The 23,131-nt window shown below is 40.7% G+C and carries 10 protein-coding genes; 1 reads left to right on the forward strand and 9 read right to left on the reverse strand.

The features are described 5' to 3' along the window. Nucleotides 1-157 precede the first annotated feature (157 nt). The 3 genes from CA265_17705 to CA265_17715 are packed head-to-tail and all read right to left on the reverse strand — an operon-like array spanning nt 158 to nt 15,862. Complete coding sequence (locus tag CA265_17705; protein ARS41386.1) at nt 158-2,158, reverse strand: hypothetical protein; 2,001 nt, start codon at nt 2,156-2,158, stop codon at nt 158-160. An 11-nt stretch (nt 2,159-2,169) separates the two neighbouring features. Then, complete coding sequence (locus CA265_17710; protein ARS41387.1) at nt 2,170-3,171, reverse strand: hypothetical protein; 1,002 nt, start codon at nt 3,169-3,171, stop codon at nt 2,170-2,172. Nucleotides 3,172-3,208: 37 nt separating this feature from the next. Next, entirely contained in the window at nt 3,209-15,862 is a 12,654-nt protein-coding gene (locus CA265_17715) for a hypothetical protein (protein ID ARS41388.1), read from the reverse strand. Nucleotides 15,863-16,102: 240 nt separating this feature from the next. Between CA265_17715 and CA265_17720 the strand changes: the two genes are divergently transcribed. Beyond that, nucleotides 16,103-18,694: a hypothetical protein gene (locus CA265_17720; GenBank protein ARS41389.1), complete on the forward strand. Its 2,592-nt coding sequence runs from the start codon at nt 16,103-16,105 to the stop codon at nt 18,692-18,694. 241 nt (nt 18,695-18,935) lie between these two features. Here the strand turns inward: CA265_17720 and CA265_17725 are convergent, their stop codons facing one another. From CA265_17725 to CA265_17750, 6 genes are all read right to left on the reverse strand, one after another. Beyond that, nucleotides 18,936-19,142, reverse strand: a complete 207-nt coding sequence (locus CA265_17725; protein ID ARS41390.1) for a hypothetical protein — start codon at nt 19,140-19,142, stop codon at nt 18,936-18,938. Nucleotides 19,143-19,350: 208 nt separating this feature from the next. Further along, nucleotides 19,351-20,190 carry a hypothetical protein gene (locus tag CA265_17730; GenBank protein ARS41391.1) on the reverse strand — a complete coding sequence of 280 codons (840 nt, stop codon included), beginning with the start codon at nt 20,188-20,190 and terminating at the stop codon, nt 19,351-19,353. 78 nt (nt 20,191-20,268) lie between these two features. Beyond that, a complete protein-coding gene (locus CA265_17735; protein ARS41392.1) occupies nt 20,269-20,928 on the reverse strand; it encodes a TIGR02453 family protein in 660 nt (219 codons plus the stop codon). Between the two features lie 92 nt (nt 20,929-21,020). Further along, complete coding sequence (locus CA265_17740; protein ID ARS41393.1) at nt 21,021-21,419, reverse strand: DUF983 domain-containing protein; 399 nt, start codon at nt 21,417-21,419, stop codon at nt 21,021-21,023. Between the two features lie 4 nt (nt 21,420-21,423). Beyond that, nucleotides 21,424-21,696 (reverse strand): hypothetical protein, encoded by a 273-nt coding sequence (locus CA265_17745; GenBank protein ARS41394.1) that lies wholly within the window; start codon nt 21,694-21,696, stop codon nt 21,424-21,426. 117 nt (nt 21,697-21,813) lie between these two features. Next, nucleotides 21,814-23,130, reverse strand: coding sequence for a hypothetical protein (locus tag CA265_17750; GenBank protein ARS41395.1), 1,317 nt, complete (start codon nt 23,128-23,130; stop codon nt 21,814-21,816). Between the last annotated feature and the right edge of the window lies 1 nt (nt 23,131).

Genomic DNA, 23,131 nt, shown 5'->3' on the forward strand with positions numbered 1-23,131 from the left:
ACAAATCCGGACCAGCAATGATTAATTTAGATTATCAGTTTTCAGTTGGCAGTTTTCAGTTTACAAATCAGCGGGAATACAAATCCGGACCAGCTTAATTAAAACAAAAAAGCCATCTTCTTTTTAGGAAGATGGCTCACCGGGATGTGATTATATTTTATTTTTTGGTTACTTTAAATTCAGTTCTTCTGTTTTTTGCTCTTCCTTCCGGATTATCTTTTTTCTTGCGTTTCACTACGATTTCGTTAGGCGCAATCGGCATCGATTCTCCATAACCTTTTGAGGTCATTCTGGCCGCAGCAATTCCTTTACTTTCTAAATAATCAGTACAAGATTTTGCTCTTCTGTTCGATAGATCTAAATTATACTCATCTGTTCCGATGTTATCGGTATGAGAACCTAATTCAATTTCCATTTCAGGGTTATCTTCCATAATCGGGATCAGGAAGTCTAATACTTTTTTAGAAGGCTCGGTCAGTTCGGCACTGTTAAATTCGTAATAAACATTATCCAAAGCCATCGGAATACCCAATTTGAAAGGGCTTAAGCAGTAATCTTTATAAATCAAGGTATCTGCTTTTGCTAGTTCTTCGTAAGGATAGTTTTTAGTTACTGCGAAATAATTATCTTTTGCAAAAAGCAATTTAATTGGTCTTTTTGAATCTACTTTAAACCTGTAAATACCATCGCTACCAGTCGTTATTTTCTGTGGTCCTTCGGCATTGGTTAAAGTGACATCGGCACCTGCTAAAGGCAATTTAGTTTTACAATCGGTTAAAAGGCCTGCGATTGAAAGGAATTCTTTTTTCACTTCAAACAATTCTAAACAGCAGGATGATTCGCGATCGGAACTGATATAACCTTTTGTTCCTTTATCATCAGTTGCGGTAAAGTAAAGATCATCTTTTGATGAGTTGAATGGATAACCCAGGTTTTTAGGATTAGACCAGTTTACCAGATCGCCTTCTGATTCAAAGAAATCAAGACCACCGAAACCAACCCGTCCATCGGTACTAAACAATAACTTTTTGGTTAGGGGGTTATAGTATGGTGCACGTTCGTCATCTTCGGTATTAATGGTTGGGCCAAAATTTACCGCCTGACCTAATGAACCGTCTTCGCGCACGGCACAATACCAAAGATCGAATTTACCATAACCACCACTTCTATCTGATGAGAAAAGAAGGAACTTACCATCGCTGGTTACAAAAGGTTGTGATGAATTAAAATCTTTACTGTTTACCTGTAAACCAACCGGTAGCGGATCTGACCACTTATCGCCCGTTTTTTTAGCGCTATAAATTGCATATTTTTCCTTTTCTCTCCAGGTGGTAAAATACACGGTATTTCCGTCTGGTGTAAAGCTGGCCGCTGCAATCTCTACATTTTTAGGAAAATTAATATCGATCTTTTTTACAGCCACATCAGCAGCAGTTAATTCGCCTTTAGCTGAATAAAGGTTGTTAATAAAAGGATTGGTTTTAGTGGATACCTGAACTTCTCCGGCATCAGTTTTAACCATGTCTTTTTTACTTCCTACGGCAACAGGGCGCGATGAGGTGAAATAAAATTCGTTATTAATTTTAACAGGCGCATAATTAGATCCTAAACCATTTACGTTAGCTGGCATTTTTTTGACTTGAACCATACGTGGAAAACGCATTTCTTCGATCGCAAATTTGCAGGATTCGATTTCTTTTTGGGCATCTTTTACCAAAACATCACCAGGATTTTTTTGGATAAACTGCTGAAAGGCATCAATAGCCAGGTTAAATTTTTTGTTTGCCCTTAAGCTTTCGGCATAATAAAACAAGGCTTTTCTAAAACGTGTATTGGTAAAGGTTATCGCTACCCCATAATATTTTTCGGCCTCGTTAAATTCTCTGTACAGCCTGCTAGATTCGGCCAGGTTAAAGATCGATCCTTCATAATCTTCTATCACTTTATCATCAGTTGCCGATTTTCTTTCCTTACCATATGGCAAAATAACCTGGCTGCTATCGCCGGTAATTTTTAAGGCTTTTTTATAAAAAGTAGATGCAGCATAATAATCCTTATTTTCAAAATAAGTATCTGCAACCTTTTTATAATTTACCACATACTGAGCGTTTGCAAAACTGCCAAATGCCACTAACAAAAAGAGTAATATTTTTTTCATTTGGATTTCTATTATAAACGTGGACAAAAGAAGTTTGGACCAATAATTCCGTTACGGCCAATAAGTGATATGGAAAGCTCTAAACCACCGTTACTGTTTGATGCCCGGTTGAAAGTAGAGGTATTAACATCATAACTTAATCCGAACACCATGTTTTTTAACTGAAGGCCTACAAAGGCAATTGCAGCATCTTTATTACGGTAGTTGCCACCAAACAAAATGTTTGCTGATGGATTAACGTTAAGTTGTGCATAAGCCCCTAACGAAACTTCGTTTGTATTACCCTGATACATAAACAATGCGTTGGGTACGATATCCAATAACTCCGAAGCCTTGATCCGCGCGCCACCATGTGCAGTAAAACGAACAGGGATACGTGAGTTTGAACCAGAGAAACGATCGGTTGGGCGTGTTAAATGTGCTGCACTTGCGCCTAAGAAAACGTTAACACTTTTATTCGGGTTACCATCAAAGAACATGATCCCTGCATTAACATCCGGAACCAATGAAGACTGTGATGAAAGTGTTTCACCACTCATCATTCCACCATCATAACCCGAAATCGGATTAAACTGGTTGCCGAACCTGGCTTGAGAGAAATCGAAGCTACGGTTAATAATCCCCGCCTGTAATCCAAAACTAATCATCTGTAAACCTTCGGCCCCAAACCTCAAACGGTACGAACCGGATACCAATGCCGACAGGTAGTTAAAATCTAACTCCCCTGCCCTTTGGTTTAAAATGGTTGCACCAAATGCAAAGTTCTTTTTTGGTGCCATGTCGAAGGAGGCACCACCTGTTAAGAAAGAACTGTTAAGTGCACTCCATTGTTGTTTAAAGTTTACCGTTGCACGGTAATCGCCGTCTATCACCCCGGTTAAGGCCGGGTTAAGGTATAACGGATTTGCATAATATTGTGAAAAATGCGGATCAGTTTGTGCAAAGGATTTAGCTGTACACAGCAGCAATCCTAGCACTGCAACATATATTTTTAAAGCCGATAGTATTTTCATGGTCTTTGATTTTATCTGTTTATTATTAATCCTCTTCTTATCTAATCAGCGTTACTGTACCTTTTCTCAATGATGTTGTTCCATTGGTGAAGGTGATATCAACCATATACACATACACACCAATTGGTTGATTTACACCTTTAAAAGTTCCATCCCATCCATTTGCTACATTGTCTGACTGGAATATCAATTGACCCCATTGTGTGTAAATACTCATTTTGGCGCTTGATATGGTATTACCGTAGATTAAGAAGGTATCGTTCTTACCGTCGTTATTCGGCGTAAATGCATTTGGTATGTAAACCTGATCTCCAAAAGGATTAGCAGCTTTACCAGTTACCGGAGTTGAATTTGCGCTGGTTTGGCACTCAAGCTGACCTCTGGCCCTTACAATAATGGTTACACTTTGATCTGGTTTCAAGCCTGTAGCTAAATAGGTTGTTCCGGTTGATCCACTTGTTGGATTGATCCAGGTTAAACCATTATCCAGCGAAACTTCGTATGCCGTAGCACCTGCAACCGCAGCCCATGCAAAGGTTACACTATTTGGTGTTGTGCTTTGTACCACTACTACTGGTTTTTCTAATACCGGCAATACATTCACCGTAACACCCGTTCTTGTTGGACTTGCACAACCACCCACTGCTACTGCTTCTACGTAATAGATTGTGGTAGCCGTTAAGTTTGGTGTAGTAAAGGTTATACCTTCTGCTAATACGGGTCCGCCAGAGCTTGCTGCATACCATCTGTAAACTAATCCTGTTACCGGATTATTAACCGTTAATATGGTTGAACTACCTGCGCAAAGTGTTCCGTTTGCTGCTGTTACCGATGCTGGTGCAACTGGTACTGGTAGCGCAATTACATTTACTGGCGTTCTAGATGATGAAATACAAGTTCCGTTTGCACCTTCAACATAATAAGTGATGTTTGCGTTAACTGCAGGTGTTGTAAAGTTTACGCCTGTGCCTGCTAACGTTCCGCCTATTGCTGCGGTGTACCAATTGTAGGTTACCCCAGTTTGAGGGTTGGTAACCGTTAATACAGCCGGACTTCCTGTACAAACACTAACAGATGTTGCGGCAACTGTTGGTACCGTAGGTTTCGCATTTACAGTTACCGTTACTTTAACACGCCCACCGTTGTTGTTACAACCTCCCGTACCGATTGCTAAAATGTAGTAATCTGTGGTGGCACTTAAAGCGGTAGTATTAAATGTTGTACCGGTGAATAATAAATTACCGGCAACTGCTGCATTGTACCATTCGTAGGTCACTCCTGCTTGTGCATTCGTTACGGTTAGTGTTGCTCCATCGCCTGCACAAACACCACCATTCGGACCAGATACTACTGGATTGTTAGGTAATGCATTTACGGTAATGGCTACAGCCCTTGCTGTTGCAGCGGTATTTTCACATTTGTTATCACCTTTAACGGTTACATAGTATGTGGCGTTTGCCGTTAATACCGGAGTAGTAAACACTGGACCAGTAAATACCACTGTATTTAAGGTCGCATCGCTATACCAGGTAAATATTGGATTAGTCACCGTTGTGCTGCTTGCTGCTAATGTTGCTGCTGTGCTTGCACAAACTGAAGTTGATCCGTTTACGGTAATATCTGTTGCCACCGCATTTGGATTAACAGTAACAGTTACTGTTTTCGCGTTCGCCGCAGTGTTTTCACATTTATTGCTTCCTTTAACCGTTACATAATAAGTTTTAGTAGCTGTTAATACAGGAGTGGTAAATATTGGTCCGGTAAAGGCCACACTGGTTAACGAAGCATCGTTGTACCAGGTAAATACCGGATTGGTTACAGTTGTTGAACTTGCATTGATTACCGCTGTTCCTGAACCACATATTCTAGCTGGGGTTGATAAGGTAATATCCGCAGCTGTTGCGCCTTGATTAACATTAACCGTTACCACTTTAGCCGTGATACCTGAGTTTTCACACTTGTTATCACCTTTAACTGTAACATAATATTTAGTTGTTGCAGTTAATACAGGGGTAACGAATGATGTTCCTACGTAAGCTACCGAAGTTAAGGCCGCATCGTTGTACCAGGTAAATGTTGGATTGGTTACGGTAGTTGTACTGGCTACTAACGTCGTTCCAGATCCTGAGCAGATTGTGGCATCAGTTGCTGTTATATCTGCAGCAGTAGCAACCGGATTAACGGTTATTGTAATTACCCTGGCTGTACCCGGTGCATTTTCACATTTATTATCGCCTTTAACCGTTACATAATAAGTGGTGGTGCTGTTTAAAGCAGGTGTAGTATAGGTTGCGCCAATGAAACTTACATTGGTTAAAGCGGCATCACTATACCAGGTAAATACCGGATTAGTTACTGTTGGTGATGTTGCACTTAATACGGCCGATGATCCTGCGCAAGCAGATGTGCTTCCGTTTAGAATAATATCGGTAGTTGTTGCCAATGGATTAACCGTCACGGTTACTGCTTTAGCATCAGCTGCAGTGTTTTCACATTTATTGGCACCTTTAACGCTTACATAATAAGTAGTGGTGGCCGTTAATCCGGTTACGGTAAACGTTGGACCCGTAAATACTACACTGGTTAATGAAGCATCGCTATACCATGTAAATACTGGCTGGGTTACTGTTGTACTCGAAGCCATTAACATTACAGTAGAACCTGAACAGATTTTAGCATTGCTTACTGCAATATCTGCAGCTGTTGCAAATTCTTTAACGGTTACGGTAACTACCTTAGCATTTGCCGCTAAATTCTCACATTTATTATCACCTCTTACGGTTACATAGTAAGTAGTGGTGGCACTAAGTGCAGGTGTAGTAAAGCTGGCACCTACATGAGCTACAGTGGTTAATGCTGCATTGCTATACCAGGTAAATACCGGATTAATTACTGTTGTTGTTGAAGCAGACAGTGCGGCTGTTGATCCTTTACAGATCGTTGTTATACCATTGATGGCAATATCTGAATCAGTAGCTGCCGGATTAACAGTGATGGTAATCGATTTTGCAGTAGCTGCTGTATTCTCACATTTATTATCGCCTTTAACCGTTACATAATAAGTGGTGGTTGCATTAAGTGCAGGTGTAATAAAGTTAGCACCTGTAAACGCTACCGTAGTTAAAGCCGCATCACTGTACCAGGTAAATACCGGGTTGGTTACTGTGGTGCTGGTTGCATTTAAAGTAACAGAAGAGCCACCGCAAATGGTGCTTGTTCCTGCTAAGTTAATATCAGTAGGGCCGGCAACTGGGTTAACCGTTACGGTTACCTCTTTTGCATTACCTGCTGTATTTGCACATTTATTTGTGCCGCTAACGGTAACATAATATTTAGTTGTTACGGTAATGGCTGGTGTATTAAATACGGCACCTACAAAAGCTACCTGTGTTAAGGCGGCATCGCTGTACCAGGTAAACACGGGACTGGTCACTGTTGTACTACTTGCAGTAAGTACTGCTGTTCCAGAAGCACATAATGATGTTGTTCCGGTTACTGTTACATCGGCAGCAACTGCTGATGGATTAACTGTAATGGAAACCTTGGTACGTGTTGAGTTTGAACAACCCGCTCCACTTACGGCTTCCACATAGTAATCATGTGGTCCTACTGCAAGCGATGCAGGTGTAGTAAAGCTACTGTTGTTGGTTACCAACATGTTGCCGCCTGTAGCAGCATCGTACCAGTTATAAGTAATACCTGCCACTGCCTGTACACTTAAGGTAGCAGATGAGCCGATACAAGTTGTGGCTGGGTTGGTAGTAGACGGAATCGGTGCTACTGCCGGAGGTAAGATAGTTACCACTACTTTGGTTCCTAAAGTCTCGCAACCATTAGCTGTTGCCGTTACCGAATAGGTATAAGTACCTGCAGTTAAAGCTGGATCTGTTGTGAAAGTTGTTCCGTCTTTTCCTGCCTGATAAGTTGAGCCTAAGTACCATTTGTATACCACTCCTGCTTGTGGGTTCTGCACGCTCAATGTTGCAGATGAACCTTGACAAGCACTTGCTGTAGCAGCGCTAACGGTTGGTGTGGTGATTACACGCTGTGCATAATCTAAATTAACAGATGTTAATGCGCCCAATAAGCCCGAGCTTAACCTCAATTCTGCTCCATCAAATTTACTGGTTGGAACGAAGGTTAATATAGCAGATGTACCGCCTGATAATAATTTTAAACTGATTAATGGGTTAGATATTGAAACCGCATCGTTATTGCTGGTTGTACCCTGGAAAGTAGTTACCGTTAAGTTGTTTAACACCCCTACTGAAAGCAATGCACCCGGAGTGGTAATTTTCACTCTTAAAGTATCGCCTACATTTGATAATCCGGTAAAGCCAACCTGGTGATAAACAGATGCACCAAGTAATCCCACTGGGATAACTAAACTAGATCCGGTATTGATATCGTTATCAACCGCAAAAGTTGGATTGAAAACACCGGCCAGTAAAGCTACGCCCGTTACACCGCTTGCAACTGTTGTGGTAGCCGCTCCACAAGGTGTGGTTACCGGTGTACCATTAGGAATTACGGTAACCGTTACCGTTGCCCTGCTTGTTGCAGTACATCCACCCGGAACTGTAGCTTCTACATAATACGTTGTAGTTGCGGTTAATTGTGGTGTTACATAAGTTTCACCAGTATATACCGGAACTAGTCCGTTTGCAGTAGTGTACCAGTTAATGGTTGCACCTGCTGTGCTCGAAGTTGCTTTTAATACGGCAACAGAACCTTCACTGATGGTAATTGATGGCGGCGTAATTACCGGAACATCTATAGTACCCAATATAATTTTAGCCTCAGTTCTTGTTGACGAGCTACCGCAGCCATTTACCGCTGCCACGAAATAACTTCTGTTGGCTGCAATTAATGGTGTTGTAAAGTTATCACCTGTAAACAATACGGTTGTAGATACTGCTGTATCGTACCAGTTATAGGTTGTGCCTACAATTGGATTTTTAACCTGGAAAGTAACCGATGTATTCGGACAAGTATTAACAGATGCTGATAATAGATCTGGTGTTACCGGTGCCGGGTTGGTGGTTACATTAACTACTGTTTTATAACTTACGCAACCTGTTGCAGAAACTGCGGCAACATAGAATTTCGTATCGCCTGTTAATACTGGTGTGGTAAATATGATACCATCTTTACCAGTTAAGTAAGTGCCTGTGGCATCGTACCACCTGTAAGTTAAACTTGCTGATGGGTTGCTTACCTCAAGCTGAGCGGTTTGGCCCACACAAGCCGTAACATTTGCTGATGCTACAGTTGGTGCCACTAAAATACGTTGTGCGTAATTTAAGTTGATTGATGTTAAAGCACCTAATAAACCAGAGTTTAACCTTACTTCTACCCCATCGAAAACATTCGTTGGTACAAAAGTGATCAAAGCCTGGGTATTGCCGCTTAGCAATTGAATATTGATTAAGTTATCATTTAACAATCTCGAATCACCATTGCTGTTGGTTCCAACATAAGTGGTAATAGAGGCGTTTCCTAATAACGAAAGTGATAATAGTTTTCCTGGTGATGATACCAGAACACGTACGGTATCACCAACTTTAGATAACGAACCGAAACCAACTCTTTGATAAACAGATGCACCAAGTGCTCCAACTGGCATAACCAGTGAAGATGCAGTTTGTGTATCGTTATCAATCGCTAATGTTGGATTAAACACGCCTGATAATAAAGCTACACCTGTAACGCCACCAACTTGTGTGGTTGCCGCCTCGCATGGTACCGGATTTGGAGATCCGTTTCCATCAACGGTGATGGTTACCTGAACGCGACTTGCAGAAGTACAACCATTGGTAGAAACAGATTCTACATAATAGGTTGTAGTAGCCAATAATGGAGGAGTAACATAAGTAGCGCCTACATAAACTGGTGTAGTTGAAGTATTAGAAGTATACCAATTGAAAGTATTGGTTGGATCTGCCGAGCTGGCTGTTAAAATTGCAGTTTGCCCTGCGCTCACTGTTGATGAACTTGCAGTTACTACAGGTAAAACCGGACGAGGATTTACGGATACAGCCGCCGCAGCACGTGCAGCACTTGTACAGTTTCCTTGAGCGGCTTCAACATAATAGGTCGTAGCTGCCGTTAATGCTGGTGTTGGGAACACTGCACCTGTGAAAACCAGGTTTCCACCTACTGCAGCATCGTACCATTTATAAGTTACCGCAGCATCTGGATTAGCAACCGATAAAGTTGCTGATGATCCTTCACAAACATTAGCAATTGTAGCCAATACTGGTGTTGGTAATGCTGGTGTAACCGTTACCGTTACCGGAACTCTTGTTACGTTCGGACAACCACCTTTGCTTACTTGGATATAATAAGTGGTAGTAGCAGTTAAAGCTGGTGTAGTGAATGTTTCGCCAGTGGCCAATTGTGTACCACCGGTTGCAGCATCGTACCAGGCTAATGTTGTACCACCGTTTGCTGTTGCAGTTAAAGTTGCAGTGCTTCCGGCACAGATGGTTTGAGCACCTGCAGTTACCGTTGGATTAGGATAAATTACCGTTGCACCATAAACATCTAAACTGGTTAAAGCTGTAACTAATGCGCCGAAGCTCACCTGTACCCTATCATAAGCACCGCCTGCTAATATGGTTGCAGCGAAACGGTTACCTGATAACAGCTGGAGATTTAATAATCCGCCGTTTAATTGTACTGTTTTTACAACGGTAGTACCATTTAATACGGTAACCGTTACGTTGTTTAATAAACCAACATCAGCTAAACCGGTTGGTAATGCTAAGTCTAAACGAAGACTATCTGTAGCTGTTCCAGCGTTAGGGAAAATTAATTGTTGGTAACCTGAGCCACCTACACCTACAGAAAGAGATATTCTGGTAAAGTTAGCAGGATCAGCATCAGTAGAATTTCCTGCGCCGGTTATACCGCACAATAAACAAATTCCGTTTATACCTGAGTTTTGTGAATTAGCAGCGTTACATGCAGTACCACCACCGTTATTTAATACGGTAACGGTTACTGGTACGCGGCTTGCACTTTTACAACCACTGGCATTGGTCGTTTCTACATAATAAGTAGTCGTAGCCGATAATGTTGGTGTAGTAAATGAAGTTCCTGCGCCTACCTGTGTTCCACCTGTAGCAGCATCGTACCATTGAATGGTATTTCCGGCATCAGCCGTTGCCAATAAAGTAGTCGACTGTCCGGCGTTAATTACCTGGCTGTTGGTGGTTACTGTTGCCGCAGTTGCTGGTGGGTTAACCGAAACATTAACTGCAGTTCTTGAACTTACAGCTGTTCCTGATACCGCCTCTACATAAAATACTGTTGGAGCAGTTACTGCAGGTGTTACAAAAACACCTGTATTATTGGTCACCAAAGGTGTACTTCCGGTAGAAGCATACCAGTTATAGGTAACACCAGCTTGCAAATTGCTAACGCTTAAGGTAGCAGGGCTTCCGGCACACACTGTAGCTGCTGCAACCACTGGTGCATCGACCGTTACGGTTAAGCTATAGGCTGTTGTTGCTTTGTTTCCGTTGGCATCTGTTGCGGTTAAAGAGATGATAAACGTTCCACCTAAAGTTGGTGTTCCTGTAATTTCTCTTGTTGCCGTATTAAAACTTAATCCCGGAGGAAGGTTTGTTGCTAAATAAGTATATGGTGCTGTTCCACCGGTTACCGCTGGCAAAGTTTGCGTTGGATATGGTGTACCTACAATACCATTTGGTAAAGTTGCACCAGGTAATGATAATACCCCAATTACTTTAAGTGCATAAGTATTACTTGCGGTTCTGCCTTCACTATCGGTAGCCGTTACGCCAATTGAATAATTTCCGGCTTGTGTAGGTGTACCCGAAACTTCTCTTGTTGCAGGGTTAAAAGTTAATCCCGCTGGAAGATTAGTTGCTACATAAGTATATGGACCAACACCACCAGTTGCCGAAGGCAGGGTTTGTGTAGCATATACTGTTCCTTCAGTTCCATCAGGCAAAGTTGCTGCTGGTAAGACTAAAGGATTAACAACCGTAATGCTATAATTATTGCTTGCTGTTTTTCCGTCAGCATCGGTCACCGTTACCGGTACAGTGAATGTACCTGCTTGTGTTGGCGTTCCTGAAATTGCTCTTGTAGCCGGATCAAAAGTTAATCCCGGAGGAAGACCAGTTGCCGCATAAGTATAAGGTGTTGTTCCACCCGTTGCAGATGGAATAGTTTGTGTAGGGTAAACAGTTCCTGTGGTTCCATTGGCTAAAGTTGCCGCAGGTAACACCAAAGGATCGGTTACTTTAAGCGTATAGTTAGATGTAATGGTATTGCCATTGGCATCTGTTACGGTTACCGGAATCGTAAATGTTCCGATTTGAGTTGGCGTACCTGTAATTTCTCTTGTTGCCGGATTAAAGGTTAATCCTGGAGGAACACCAGTAGCCGAATAAGTATAAGGACCTGTTCCGCCTGTTGCAGCTGGAATTCCATTTGTAGTATATGGCGTACCGGTTACGCCGTTAGGCAATGCTCCCGGAGCCAACGCTAATGCTGGTGTTACCGTTAAGGTAAAAGTAGCAGTTGTGCTACAGCCTTTGGTATCGGTGGCCACAACATCGAATGTTGGGTTACCCGTTGCAGTTGGTGTTCCACTTACCAAACCACTTGGCGATAAGGTTAAACCAGCTGGTAAAGTACTGCCGGCAGCTAAGGTATAAGTATAACCTGGTGTACCGCCGGTAGCAACCGGAAGTTGTTTGCTGTAAGGAGATGCAATGGTTGCATTGGTTAAAGTAGTACCTGCGAATACAATTGCCGGATTAACCGTAATTGTTACCGGAACCCTTGTTGTATTTGAACAGGTTCCTTTAGTTACCTGAACATAATAAGTAGTAGTGGTGGTTAAAGCAGGAGTAGTGAAGTTGGCTCCTGTTCCCACTTGCGTTCCACCTGTTGGTGCGTCGAACCAGGTTAAGGTTGTACCACCATTTGCAGTTGCACTTAAGGTTGCTGTACTGCCCGAACAAATAGATTGTGCACCAGCAATAAATGTTGGATTAGGATAAACTACGGTTGCACCATAAATATCTAAGCTGGTTAAAGCCGAAACTAATGCGCCGAAGCTTACCTGAACCCTATCATACGCACCACCTGCCAAAACAGTTGCTGCAAAACGATTGCCCGATAAAAGTTGAAGGTTTAATAATCCTCCGTTTAATTGTACTGTTCTTACTACGGTAGCACCGTTTAATACAGTTACGGTTACATTGTTTAAAAGACCCACATCAGCTAAACCGGTTGGTAAAGCTAAATCTAAACGGATGCTATCAGTAGCCACACCTGTAGATGGGAAAATTAATTGCTGGTAACCTGTAGCGGCAACACCTACAGCAAGAGAAATCCTGGTGAAGTTGTTGGCATCAGCATCAGTTGAATTACCTGCGCCATTTACCGCACATAACAGACAGATCCCATTAATACCTGTATTCTGACCATTAGCGGCATTACAAGCTGTAGCACCACCGCCGTTAATTACGGTTACTGTTACCGGAACGCGGCTTGCGCTTTTACAGCCATTGCTGCTTGTGGTTTCTATATAATAAATTTTAGTTGCAGTTAAAGCTGGGGTAGTGAACGAAGTTCCTGTTCCAACCTGTGTTCCTGCTGATGGTGCATCAAACCAGGCGATGGTATTTCCAGCGTCGGCAGTTGCCGTTAACGTTGTAGTTTGTCCGGAGTTGATCACCTGGTTATTCGTCGTAACCGTCGCTAAAGTTGCAGGCGGATTAACGGAAACACTAACCGATGTTCTTGAACTGATTGCTGTTCCGGAAACGGCCTCAGCATAAAACACGGTTGCCGAATTTACAACAGGTGTTACAAAAGTACCGTTGTTACCAGTTACCAATGGGGTGCTTCCGGTAGATGCATACCAGTTATAAGTTACACCTGGTTGCAGGTTACTAACCGTTAAAGTTGCAGTACTACCTAAACATACCGTAGCAGAAGCTACAACCGGAGCATTTACTGTTACGGTTATGGCATAAGTGGTTGTTGCTTTATTGTTATTTGCATCAGTTGCTGTTAAAGAAATATTATAGTTACCTCCTTGTGTTGGCGTTCCGGTAATTTCTCTTGTAGCTGGGTTGAACGATAATCCCGGAGGAAGGTTCGTAGCTACATAAGTATATGGCGAAGTACCACCTGTTACCGCAGGTAAAGTTTGTGGTAAGTATGAAGTACCTACAATTCCGTTAGGTAAAGTTTTAGTCGGCAAGGTTAACGTTCCAATTACTTTAACTGGATAGGTGTTGCTTGCTGTTTTACCTTGACTGTCAGTAACGGTAACATTTATTGCATAATTACCGGCCTGGGTTGGCGTACCTGTAACTTCTCTTGTTGCCGGATTAAACGTTAAGCCTGCAGGAAGATCAGTAGCGATATAAGTATAAGGGCCAACACCACCTGTTGCAGCTGGAAGAACCTGTGTAGCATAAGCCACATTTTCTGTTCCATCTGGTAAAGTTGCCGATGGTAATACCAATGGACTGTTTATCGTAATGCTGTAATTTGTAGTCGCCGTTTTTCCGTCAGCATCTGTTACCGTAACGGGTACGGTATAAGCTCCCGGTGTTGTTGGTGTACCGGTAATGGCTTTAGTTGACGGGTTAAAAGTTAATCCCGGAGGAAGGCCTGTTGCCGAATAAGTATAAGGTGTTGATCCACCAGTTGCACTCGGAATAATCTGCGTAGGATAAACTGTTCCTGTTGTACCGTCAGCTAAAGTGGCCGCAGGTAGTAACAATGGATCAGTAATTTTGATCGTATAGTTCGAAATAATGGTGTTTCCATTCGCATCAACAACGGTAACCGGAATCGAATATGTTCCAGGTTGCGTTGGTGTTCCGGTAATTTCTCTGGTTGCCGGATTAAATGTTAAGCCCGGAGGCACACCTGTTGCACTATAAGTATATGGTCCTGTTCCGCCAGTAGCTGCCGGAAGAGTTTGTGTTGGATAAACCGTTCCGGTCACACCATCAGGCAAGGTACCTGGTGCAAATACCAACGAAGCTGTTACTGTTAAACTGTAAGTTGCAGTTGCTTTACAGCCTTTACTATCTGTTGCAACCACATCGAAAGTTGAATTACCCGCTACAGTTGGTGTTCCTGTAATTGCACCAGTTGGCGACAGGGTTAAGCCAGCTGGCAAGGCACTGCCCGCAGCCAAAGCATAAGTATAACCTGCTGTTCCACCTGTAGCTGCTGTTAATTGTTTAGAATAAGCAAAGCCCGGTGTCGCATTGGTTAATGTTGCCCCATTAAAAATAATTTGTGGGTTTACTGTAATTACGACAGGAATCCTTGTCGATTCTGCTGTACAGCCTATTCTTCTGGCGGCAACATAATAAGTTTTAGAAGCAGTTAATGCAGGTGTTGTGAAAGTACCATTAAAAGCAACTGTTTGTAAAGCTGTTCCACCTTCAATGGCATCATACCATCTCAATTCATTGGTATTTGGCGTAGTGGCGTTTAAATCTACTGTACTGTTGTAACATGCAGCAATGGCCGTGCTCGCCGGCGTTGGTCTGCCTGCAGAGCGAATTACACCATAAACATTAAGGGTTTGCGTCAGGTTTAAGGTAACTACTGAGCCCAGTGTTACTTTCACCCTGTCGTATACCACATTTGCACCTGGAGAAAACGGTATCGACACCGGTTGACCACTATTTAATAAACCCAGTAAATCCAGATTTAAGGTAGTCGGAACTGATCCGGTATATACCTGGGTACCGCCGTTATATGCTGTAATTGAAATATTTTGCAAAAGCCCTGCTGTTAATAAAGCAGGAGTAGAACTAAACCGAAGGTTAATATCGTCGCCAGGATTTGATGGCGTTGCAAAATAAAAATTTTGGCTAATGGATGAGCCCACGCCAAGTATACCTAAACTAAGTTGAGAAAAATTATTTGGGTCGGTATCAATGGCCCTTTCGCTATTGGTTACCCCTGAGCTGCCCAATTGCAAGGCATCGAGTGTAATACCGGTACCTTCATAACCTGTAGTAAATGCCTGCGCACAAGGATCATTTCCTGAAGTATAAAATGAGTAATAAACCTTTGTATTATTAGCTACTGAAAGCAAAAGTGCATTGGTTACATCTTTTATAAACACCCTATCATAAGCCTGTGTAGGAGTTACTGCAATATAAAAGAAACCATTTGCATCTTTTACCAGTCGTAAATTATCTGAAGAAAATCCGTCTACACTATTCCCTGCCGGGGGTACTGCCGAAGCACCGTTTCTGGCTCCTACCTGGAATGAATGGTTTCCAAGAACTACGGTTCCACCCACATTGGCCAGTAAGGTACCTAAACTACCACCTAATAACCTGTTCAGGATGTCGCCATCAAAATCTATTCTGATATAAGATGTAACTCCTGCAGCTACCAAAGCCGGATATTTTAATTCCAGTTCGCCACTATACGACCCTATACCAACAGCAATTCCGCCATACGAATTTACCGTAGCGAAGTTATTGTTGTTTAATGTTGCATTTGTTGCATTATCTACATGATCTGATTTGGTAACCGTATTTGCAAAAATTTTAGTTTGCGAATACGATTTCGAGGAAAAGAGCGTTAATAGAATGATGATTGCAACACAAGTATTGCGAATTATCCCTGTTCGGGACGAGAAAGTATAAGTTTTCATCATGTCAGGCGTTATTTTAGGAGACTTACTATGTGCTAATGCTGCTGTTTGGTAAATGATTTTCAGGCATTATATAATTATGACAAATCTAAATCTAGAATAGCATCCTATCCTATCCATTGCTATTCATTTTTATGCAATCCATTTCATTCATTTTATTCATACAGGACTTTCTTCATGAATAGATTTCCTCAATTGTGAAATTATGATGACATTAGCGGTAGTCATCCCATCTGTTAATTAATGAATGCTAACGATCTCCTTATCGAACTCAGGAAGTTTGTCCTTATAAAATCTGGTTTGAGAAATATCGACCCAGCTCATTGTAAGATTATTTCTGAGTATGTATTTCAAGAAACCAAAAATTATGTAAGTGAAACAACGATCAAGCGATTCTTTGGCTTCGCAAACACCTTACATAAATTCTCTTTATTTACTTTAAATAGCTTATCACAATATATTGGCTATAACGATTGGGATTCGTTTTGTAAAGACAAGGAAAATCAAACCACCTCTGTTCAAAGTATCTGGCAGGATTTAAAGCTAAAAGCACATGCCATTACAGAGATCTCGTTAATTGCGAATAAAAATAATTCAGGCGTTCCGTTTAATGCTACCGCCAACAGAAGTTTTTTTTATCCTGATTTTGATTACTTCTTAAAAAACAACTACCAGTTTACCACAGTAAGTGCTCAGCCGGGTCAGGGGAAATCGATATTGCTTGCACACATGGTAGAATATTTTTTCTTATCAGAAAATGCCCTCTACAAAAACGATATCGTATTATTGGTTAACTCTACCAGTATTAATACCATTATCCAAAATGGAAATACTTTAAAAGACTGGTTTTTAAAAGAGTTTAAATTCGGGAGCCTGACGGAGTTAATCAGTTTTTTCAAAAAAAATCCCGAGAAGAGAGAAGGCCGTTTCATTATTATTGTTGATGGTATTGATGAACATTTAGCCAGAAGCAATTATTTTAAAACGTTTATCGACTTTTTATATAGTATAGAAGAAAACAACTTTGTTAAACTCATATTTGGCCTGCGAACAAATAGCTGGATTAATCTTCAACCCGCTATTTACGGTTCTGCATCTTTAACTAAAGCCTGGTATACGGGCTTATTTTATGATGAGGATACCTTAAGCAATGTACCATCGCTAAATGTTGATGAGGTACTCTATACCCTAAGCCATATAGAAAATAAAATTATCAATCGGGCAGATGTAAGCGCTCCCCTATTAGCACAGTTTAAAACGCCATTCTGGTTACAGGTTTATTTCAAGCTCAAAGATGAGAACCACCATCTGGAGTTGAATAACCCTTTGTTATGTTATGAATTAATTAATTATTTTCTAGAAAAACGCGTATTTCTTGCAAAAAAAAGCACTGAAAAAATATTTCTCCTCAAAAAAATAAGCGATTGCATTTCAGAAGGAAATAAAAAATTAAGGGTTGCTAAAGAAAAAATCCTGAGTTATATCAATTGTTACCCTGATGCATATGAAGAACTTTTACATGCCGGGATTATCATTGAAGAAAAAAGATTAAGTACAACCATTCCGACAGAAATTGTCCGTTTTTTAAACGACGATATTTATACCTATTTCCTTTTTATACAGATCACCGATAAATTTGAATATAAACCTTGTAAATCATTTTTCGAGCATATCTTAAACAGTTTCCCTGGTCAAACCTCCCGAAGAGATCATATACTGAACTGGGCCATCAGATTCTGTATCAACCGGAACGAAATTGCCGCTTTAAAAAGCATTTTCAGACTGCCATTTACCAACAGCGAAAAAAACAGTGCTTTCGATTTTATCTGTTATGTATCTAAATACGAACTCGGTAAACCCAATTCTAACTTCAATAAGTTAAGCATTGGCATCGATTTTATCGACATTATGGCTACCGGGCGAACCATGAGTAACCTGTATAAGGAAACCATCAAAACCATTTCGGAGAATGTACTGAATGAAGATGTTCAGATTATGCTGCATGTAATAGAATGTAACGTTAACCTTATCGATGTAGATAAAGTGGCTCTAGCCAATACCATGCAGTTGTTAAAGCGAAATTATAAAAGGTTAAACGAACTTTTCCCGATTAACCCTTATGATTTAATTCTTTATTTCTACAATAATCTTGTTAACAAACCCAATGAGAGCAAAACGCTCGAAGATAAAATCATAAAACTTTGCCAGGAGATAGATCAGAGTAAACCGCTTAAAAATGAAGAAATTACCTCTGCCGAAATACTTTCTTACCGGCTGGTATTGATTACCTTATTCTCTCAAAAAAGTTATGCAGAATGCCACCGTTTTATTATGGCCATACTGAGTAAGTATCCCAATATATTTTATGTAAGACATTCGGTTTTCTCCCCTTTTTTATTGCTTCATTTGGGTCAAACCTATATCAAGCTCAACTATTTTAAAAAGGCGCAGCGCATTATACAGTTCGTTGATAAAATCATCAGCAGCGATTATACCTATTATACCAATTTTATATCGGCCAGCTTTAGTGTTTTTAAAGCCAATTTTTACAGCGCCACACATAATTACGAGCAAGCACTTATTGAAACGAATATTGGCCTGGAGATTACCAGGAAGAATGATTTTAAGATGTTCGAGATTGCCCTGTTATTAAGCAAAATCGATACCCTAAAACATACGGAAGAATCGGAAGAAGTATCGAACGTAATTAAAGAACTGCTAAACTTTTTAACGGTACATAAACTCTCCATGCCCGATTATTCTAACTTGAGCAGTCATGAATTCGAACATACCTTTAAGATTTTAAAATCTTACCGCCGGCACCAAAACCTATAGAAAAAAGCCCGGCGAATGGCAAGACTTTCATTTTCGGGGTTGCCGGGTGCAAAAACCTTTGTTCCTAAACCCGATAAAGCGTCATAGCCCGGAGCGTAGCGAGGACTATAAGCGATAGCGGGGCTGTAGTTGCCAAGAACCACAAGCCATCCATTTCCTAATCATAAAAAACATGATGATACTAATGGGCGCTCCTTCATTTCGGTCGGTGACACCAACCGATAGGATTATTCGTTAAGGTTTATTTGGAGCGCAAAGCCTGTACACTACAAAAAGTTTCTTCCCGTTTTCCGCTTTTACGCTTCGCTTCCTCGTACCTCGTCGCTGCAGGGTAACGCTGCAACCGCCCGCCTGCTTCGGGCAGGGGGCTGGGGAGCAAAACCAGTTTTTCATTTTTGGGGTTGCCGGGTGCAAAAAACCTTGTTCCTAAACCCGATAAAGCGAACATCCCGATTGTTCATCGGGATAAAGCGATAGCGGGGCTGTAGTTGCCAAGAAATACAAGCCGCCCATTCCCTAATCATAAAAAACATGATGATGCTTATGGGCGCTCCTTGATTTCGGTCGGTGAGACACCAACCGATAGAATTATTCGTTAAGATTTATTTAACGCAGGGCCTGTACAAACAACAGACCCTCCCTTAAGTATTGTGATTTTATTTAATCAAATTATAAAGCTCATCCAGCTTAGGCGAAAGCACAATCTCTATCCTTCTGTTTTTGCTTCTTCCATCGGCATTGGCGTTGGTACCCAGCGGCTGAAATTCGCCTTTACCTGTAGCCGTCATCCTCACGCTTTCTACCTTTCCGTTCTCCGTTAAATAACGTACCACAGAGGTAGCCCTCAACACGCTTAAATCCCAGTTATCTTTAATCTGCCCCAGGTTGTTTATTTTCTGATTATCGGTATGGCCTTCTACCGCAATGTTGATTTCAGGTTGTTGTTTTAATACATTGGCCAATTGGGTAAGGGCCTGCTTTCCTTTTTCATCAATAATAATACTTCCCGAAGGGAACAACAGTTTATCGGTTAGCGAAACATAAACTTTACCATTTTTAATCTCTACGGTTAAACCACTTTTGGTGAAACCCAATAAAGCCTGTTGAAGTTTTTCTTTCAGGGCATTGGTTGCCTCATCGCGTTTACGCAAAACTTCTTCAACTTCTTTTAACCGTTTTTCGCGGGCAGCTAAATCGCCAGATAGTTTGGTGATTTCTGATGAGGAATTATTTTTTAGCTTTTTATAGCTCGCATCCATTGCATTGTAGTTGTTCTGCAAATCGCGAAGTTCTTCAGCCATTAAAGTTGTATCCTTTTTAAGCTTGCTTACTTCTTTTTCTAAGTTTCCGATCTTAACTAAGCCCTCGTTAAAAGCAGTATACAATGAATCTTTAGTACCCAATAAAGCTTTATACTTTTTAGGCGATAAAATAACACACGAGCTTATGGAAGAGATAAACAAGAGAAGCGCAAATGCAAGAAAGGTATTTTTCATTATTTTATTTGGGGGTTAACTGGTTAATCGGTTAACTGTTTAATCGTGGTGGTTAACCAACTTATACGATTTATACAATTAACCATCTATTGCATTCCGTAAAAATGCAACTAAAGGTTGTACTATTTTAAAAGAACTTATCAACTTATTAACGAGGTTTGGTTGTAAAAATTCTGCATCATCGATTTTTGTGGTGGCCTCGAAGCTTTTCAACTTTAAAAATTCGATGTTTGGATCTGCGGGATCATAACCTTTAGGTGCATTTTTAAGGGCATTATCAACACCCAGTTTAAAGTTTTTCTTAAAGGCTGCGTTATTTATAATTTCTTTAAAATCGCCAATATTATAATCGATCTCTTGCCTGATCAATTTTAAATGCGGCGCATCAGGCATCCAGTATCCACCGGCTATAAAACTTTTCCCAGGTTGAATGTGCAGGTAATAACCTGGGTCATTACCTCCTTTTTTGGTAGAGAACCATACGCCGAAGTTATTTTTATATGGGTCTTTGTTTTTGCTGAAGCGGACATCACGATAAATGCGTAAAAGGCACTTCTTTGGGTCCATCTCTGCAGGAAGCATGGGGTCTGCTTTGGCCAGCTCTGGAATAATACTCGCTACAAGTTCGAGTACATCAGCCTTTGCATTTTCATAAACTTCTTTATTATCGGCAAACCATTCGCGGTTGTTATTTTCCGCTACATCTTTTATAAAACTAAGGGTCTCTTTTTTTAACATACAGCATTGGGTTAACTGGTTAATCGGTTAATTGTTTAATCGCTAAATGTCACAATTAACCAGTCTAAACGATTTAAACGATTAACCAATAATTACTTATCGTAATACGGTTTGTATTTTATATTTGGCGATAAAACATGGAGCAGTATCATTCTAGAATAGCGATAGTTAAACGGATACAGGGTAAAACAACCTGCAAAAATAACAATCAGATAAGGCCAGAAGGTTTCATCGGTAAGCGGGCCAAAAATTAGATAGGTGATCAAACTGGCAAAAAGCATCTCTATTACGTTCATGGCATAACTTACATACATGGCGGCATAGAAATAACCGGGTTCAATTTCTATACGTTGTGCACAATGCCCGCAGATTTCTTTGGTATGCTGAATGTTCCAGCCATACATACTGCCGGTAAAAATATCTCCCCTGCGGCAATGCGGACACTTACAATGTACAATGGCGTAAAGCTTTGAGGTTGTTTGATCAGACATGCTTTTAATTTAAATTAAAAGGTTCCTTTTTCATATTAAGGTGCACATTCTTTTTTCGGTATTTTTTATACCACACTACACCAACAATAACAGCCATTAAATAGGGAAGAGATAAAAGATACAATACACCTGTGTTTAAACCTGCGGTTTGTGTATTCCCGTTTTTAACACCTTGTTCGGCATTAATGGTACACATAGAGCATTGGGCATTAACATTGGGACTTACCGCAAATGTACATACCAGTACAAACAGGATAAAAATTACTTTCTTCTTCATTCGGTACAAATATAAGCATAAACGCTTGGAGGGGTTTAAAAATTATGTCATAAAAAAACCCTTGCTTTTTAGGGCAAGGGTTACGGGAGAGATAGATTAAAATTAGATTTTAATTATTTATAGCGTTCCGTACATAAAAGAACTTAAATCTGCTGTACGGTATAAGCCTCCCAACAAAGGACTATTTACATTGGTACTGCTTACCCAATCAATTTTAAACGGACCGGTTAAAAAATAATTTTGAATATCAATTAACTGGGTTGTCCTTGCAACCCAGTTACTATCGTAAATGGGATTACTTAGTGTAATAACTCCATCATTCATTGTATAATTGTATGTCGCTACTGCTGTAAGTGTAGTAGTACCATTGTTATTTTGGGTTGTCACCGTTGCAGTATTATTACTAGTCAATGCAAAACGAACGGCTACAAGAGTCCGAGATGGAGTAAGAGTTGTTGCAAATTTAGTTACACTTGCCTGATATATTGCGTTGAATCCTGACGTTACTCCTAATGGCAAACTTGTACCAATGTTAATACTCCTATAAGCAAAAGCAGATGGGAAACCAAATTGCAATGATAGTGGTACAATTGGAACGTTAGAGTTTTGTACATTAATCCTGGTCGTACCAACCATAATATAATAAGTCTTGCTTGCCGAATCGTAAAACAGTTCATTAAAATAAACACTTCCGTAATTTAAATAAGCACTTAGTGAGAGTTTATTGATGCCATATGCAAAAGTTACGCTTTTGGATTGGACAACTCCTTTGCTATCTAAATAGGTTAGCTTTAAAGTTTTTGAAGTTGGATCAATAGATAAAGCTCCTTTTGTTCCATCCGCAAATTGCAAATACGGGTTTTTATTCGCTGCAATATATGCTGTATTGGCGTCGGTCATGGTTTTTAAACCGCCGGCCAATATACTTTGGCTTTCTGCAGCAGATAAAGTTACTATCGACATCTTATTTCCGTAAAACGTTCCCTCAAATTTAAGGGTATCGCCTGCAACGCCTGCGAAAGCAAATTCAAAGTCAGATTTTAAACCACTCGCATTTGCGCCACCACTGATACTTGCATCAGGATCGGCTATTAAATGGATGTAGTTATACGTATCAAAAATTAAAGTTGGTCTTTGCAAAGCTTTTAACCGGTAAGTGCTAGTTTGTGGTGCTGTAGACGACGCGTTGTTCACATCGCCCATCATATCAACCTTTCCGTCAGCCAAAAACTTAAAGTAAAAAGAAAAACCTTTTCCTCCCGAAGGGTAAATGGTGGCTTTCCATCCATTTGGTGCAGCTATTAATTTAGCTTGGTTAGCAGCCAGCTCAGCTGTTAATCTAGTATCAGGATCGTCCAAAATAGGATCTGAATCCTTTTTACAACTCGCCATTAACAAGACAACAAGTGCTATATATAAAATTTTATTTTTCATG

It is taken from the genome of Sphingobacteriaceae bacterium GW460-11-11-14-LB5 (genome assembly GCA_002151545.1).
Lineage (GTDB): Bacteria > Bacteroidota > Bacteroidia > Sphingobacteriales > Sphingobacteriaceae > Pedobacter.

What these genes read in the sequence shown, in the direction of transcription:
- CA265_17705 (ARS41386.1), bottom strand. Translation starts at nt 2,158, where the DNA reads ATGAAAAAAATATTACTCTTTTTGTTAGTGGCATTTGGCAGTTTTGCA.
- CA265_17710 (ARS41387.1), bottom strand. Translation starts at nt 3,171, where the DNA reads ATGAAAATACTATCGGCTTTAAAAATATATGTTGCAGTGCTAGGATTG.
- CA265_17715 (ARS41388.1), bottom strand. Translation starts at nt 15,862, where the DNA reads ATGATGAAAACTTATACTTTCTCGTCCCGAACAGGGATAATTCGCAAT.
- CA265_17720 (ARS41389.1), top strand. Translation starts at nt 16,103, where the DNA reads ATGAATGCTAACGATCTCCTTATCGAACTCAGGAAGTTTGTCCTTATA.
- CA265_17725 (ARS41390.1), bottom strand. Translation starts at nt 19,142, where the DNA reads ATGTTCGCTTTATCGGGTTTAGGAACAAGGTTTTTTGCACCCGGCAAC.
- CA265_17730 (ARS41391.1), bottom strand. Translation starts at nt 20,190, where the DNA reads ATGAAAAATACCTTTCTTGCATTTGCGCTTCTCTTGTTTATCTCTTCC.
- CA265_17735 (ARS41392.1), bottom strand. Translation starts at nt 20,928, where the DNA reads ATGTTAAAAAAAGAGACCCTTAGTTTTATAAAAGATGTAGCGGAAAAT.
- CA265_17740 (ARS41393.1), bottom strand. Translation starts at nt 21,419, where the DNA reads ATGTCTGATCAAACAACCTCAAAGCTTTACGCCATTGTACATTGTAAG.
- CA265_17745 (ARS41394.1), bottom strand. Translation starts at nt 21,696, where the DNA reads ATGAAGAAGAAAGTAATTTTTATCCTGTTTGTACTGGTATGTACATTT.
- CA265_17750 (ARS41395.1), bottom strand. Translation starts at nt 23,130, where the DNA reads ATGAAAAATAAAATTTTATATATAGCACTTGTTGTCTTGTTAATGGCG.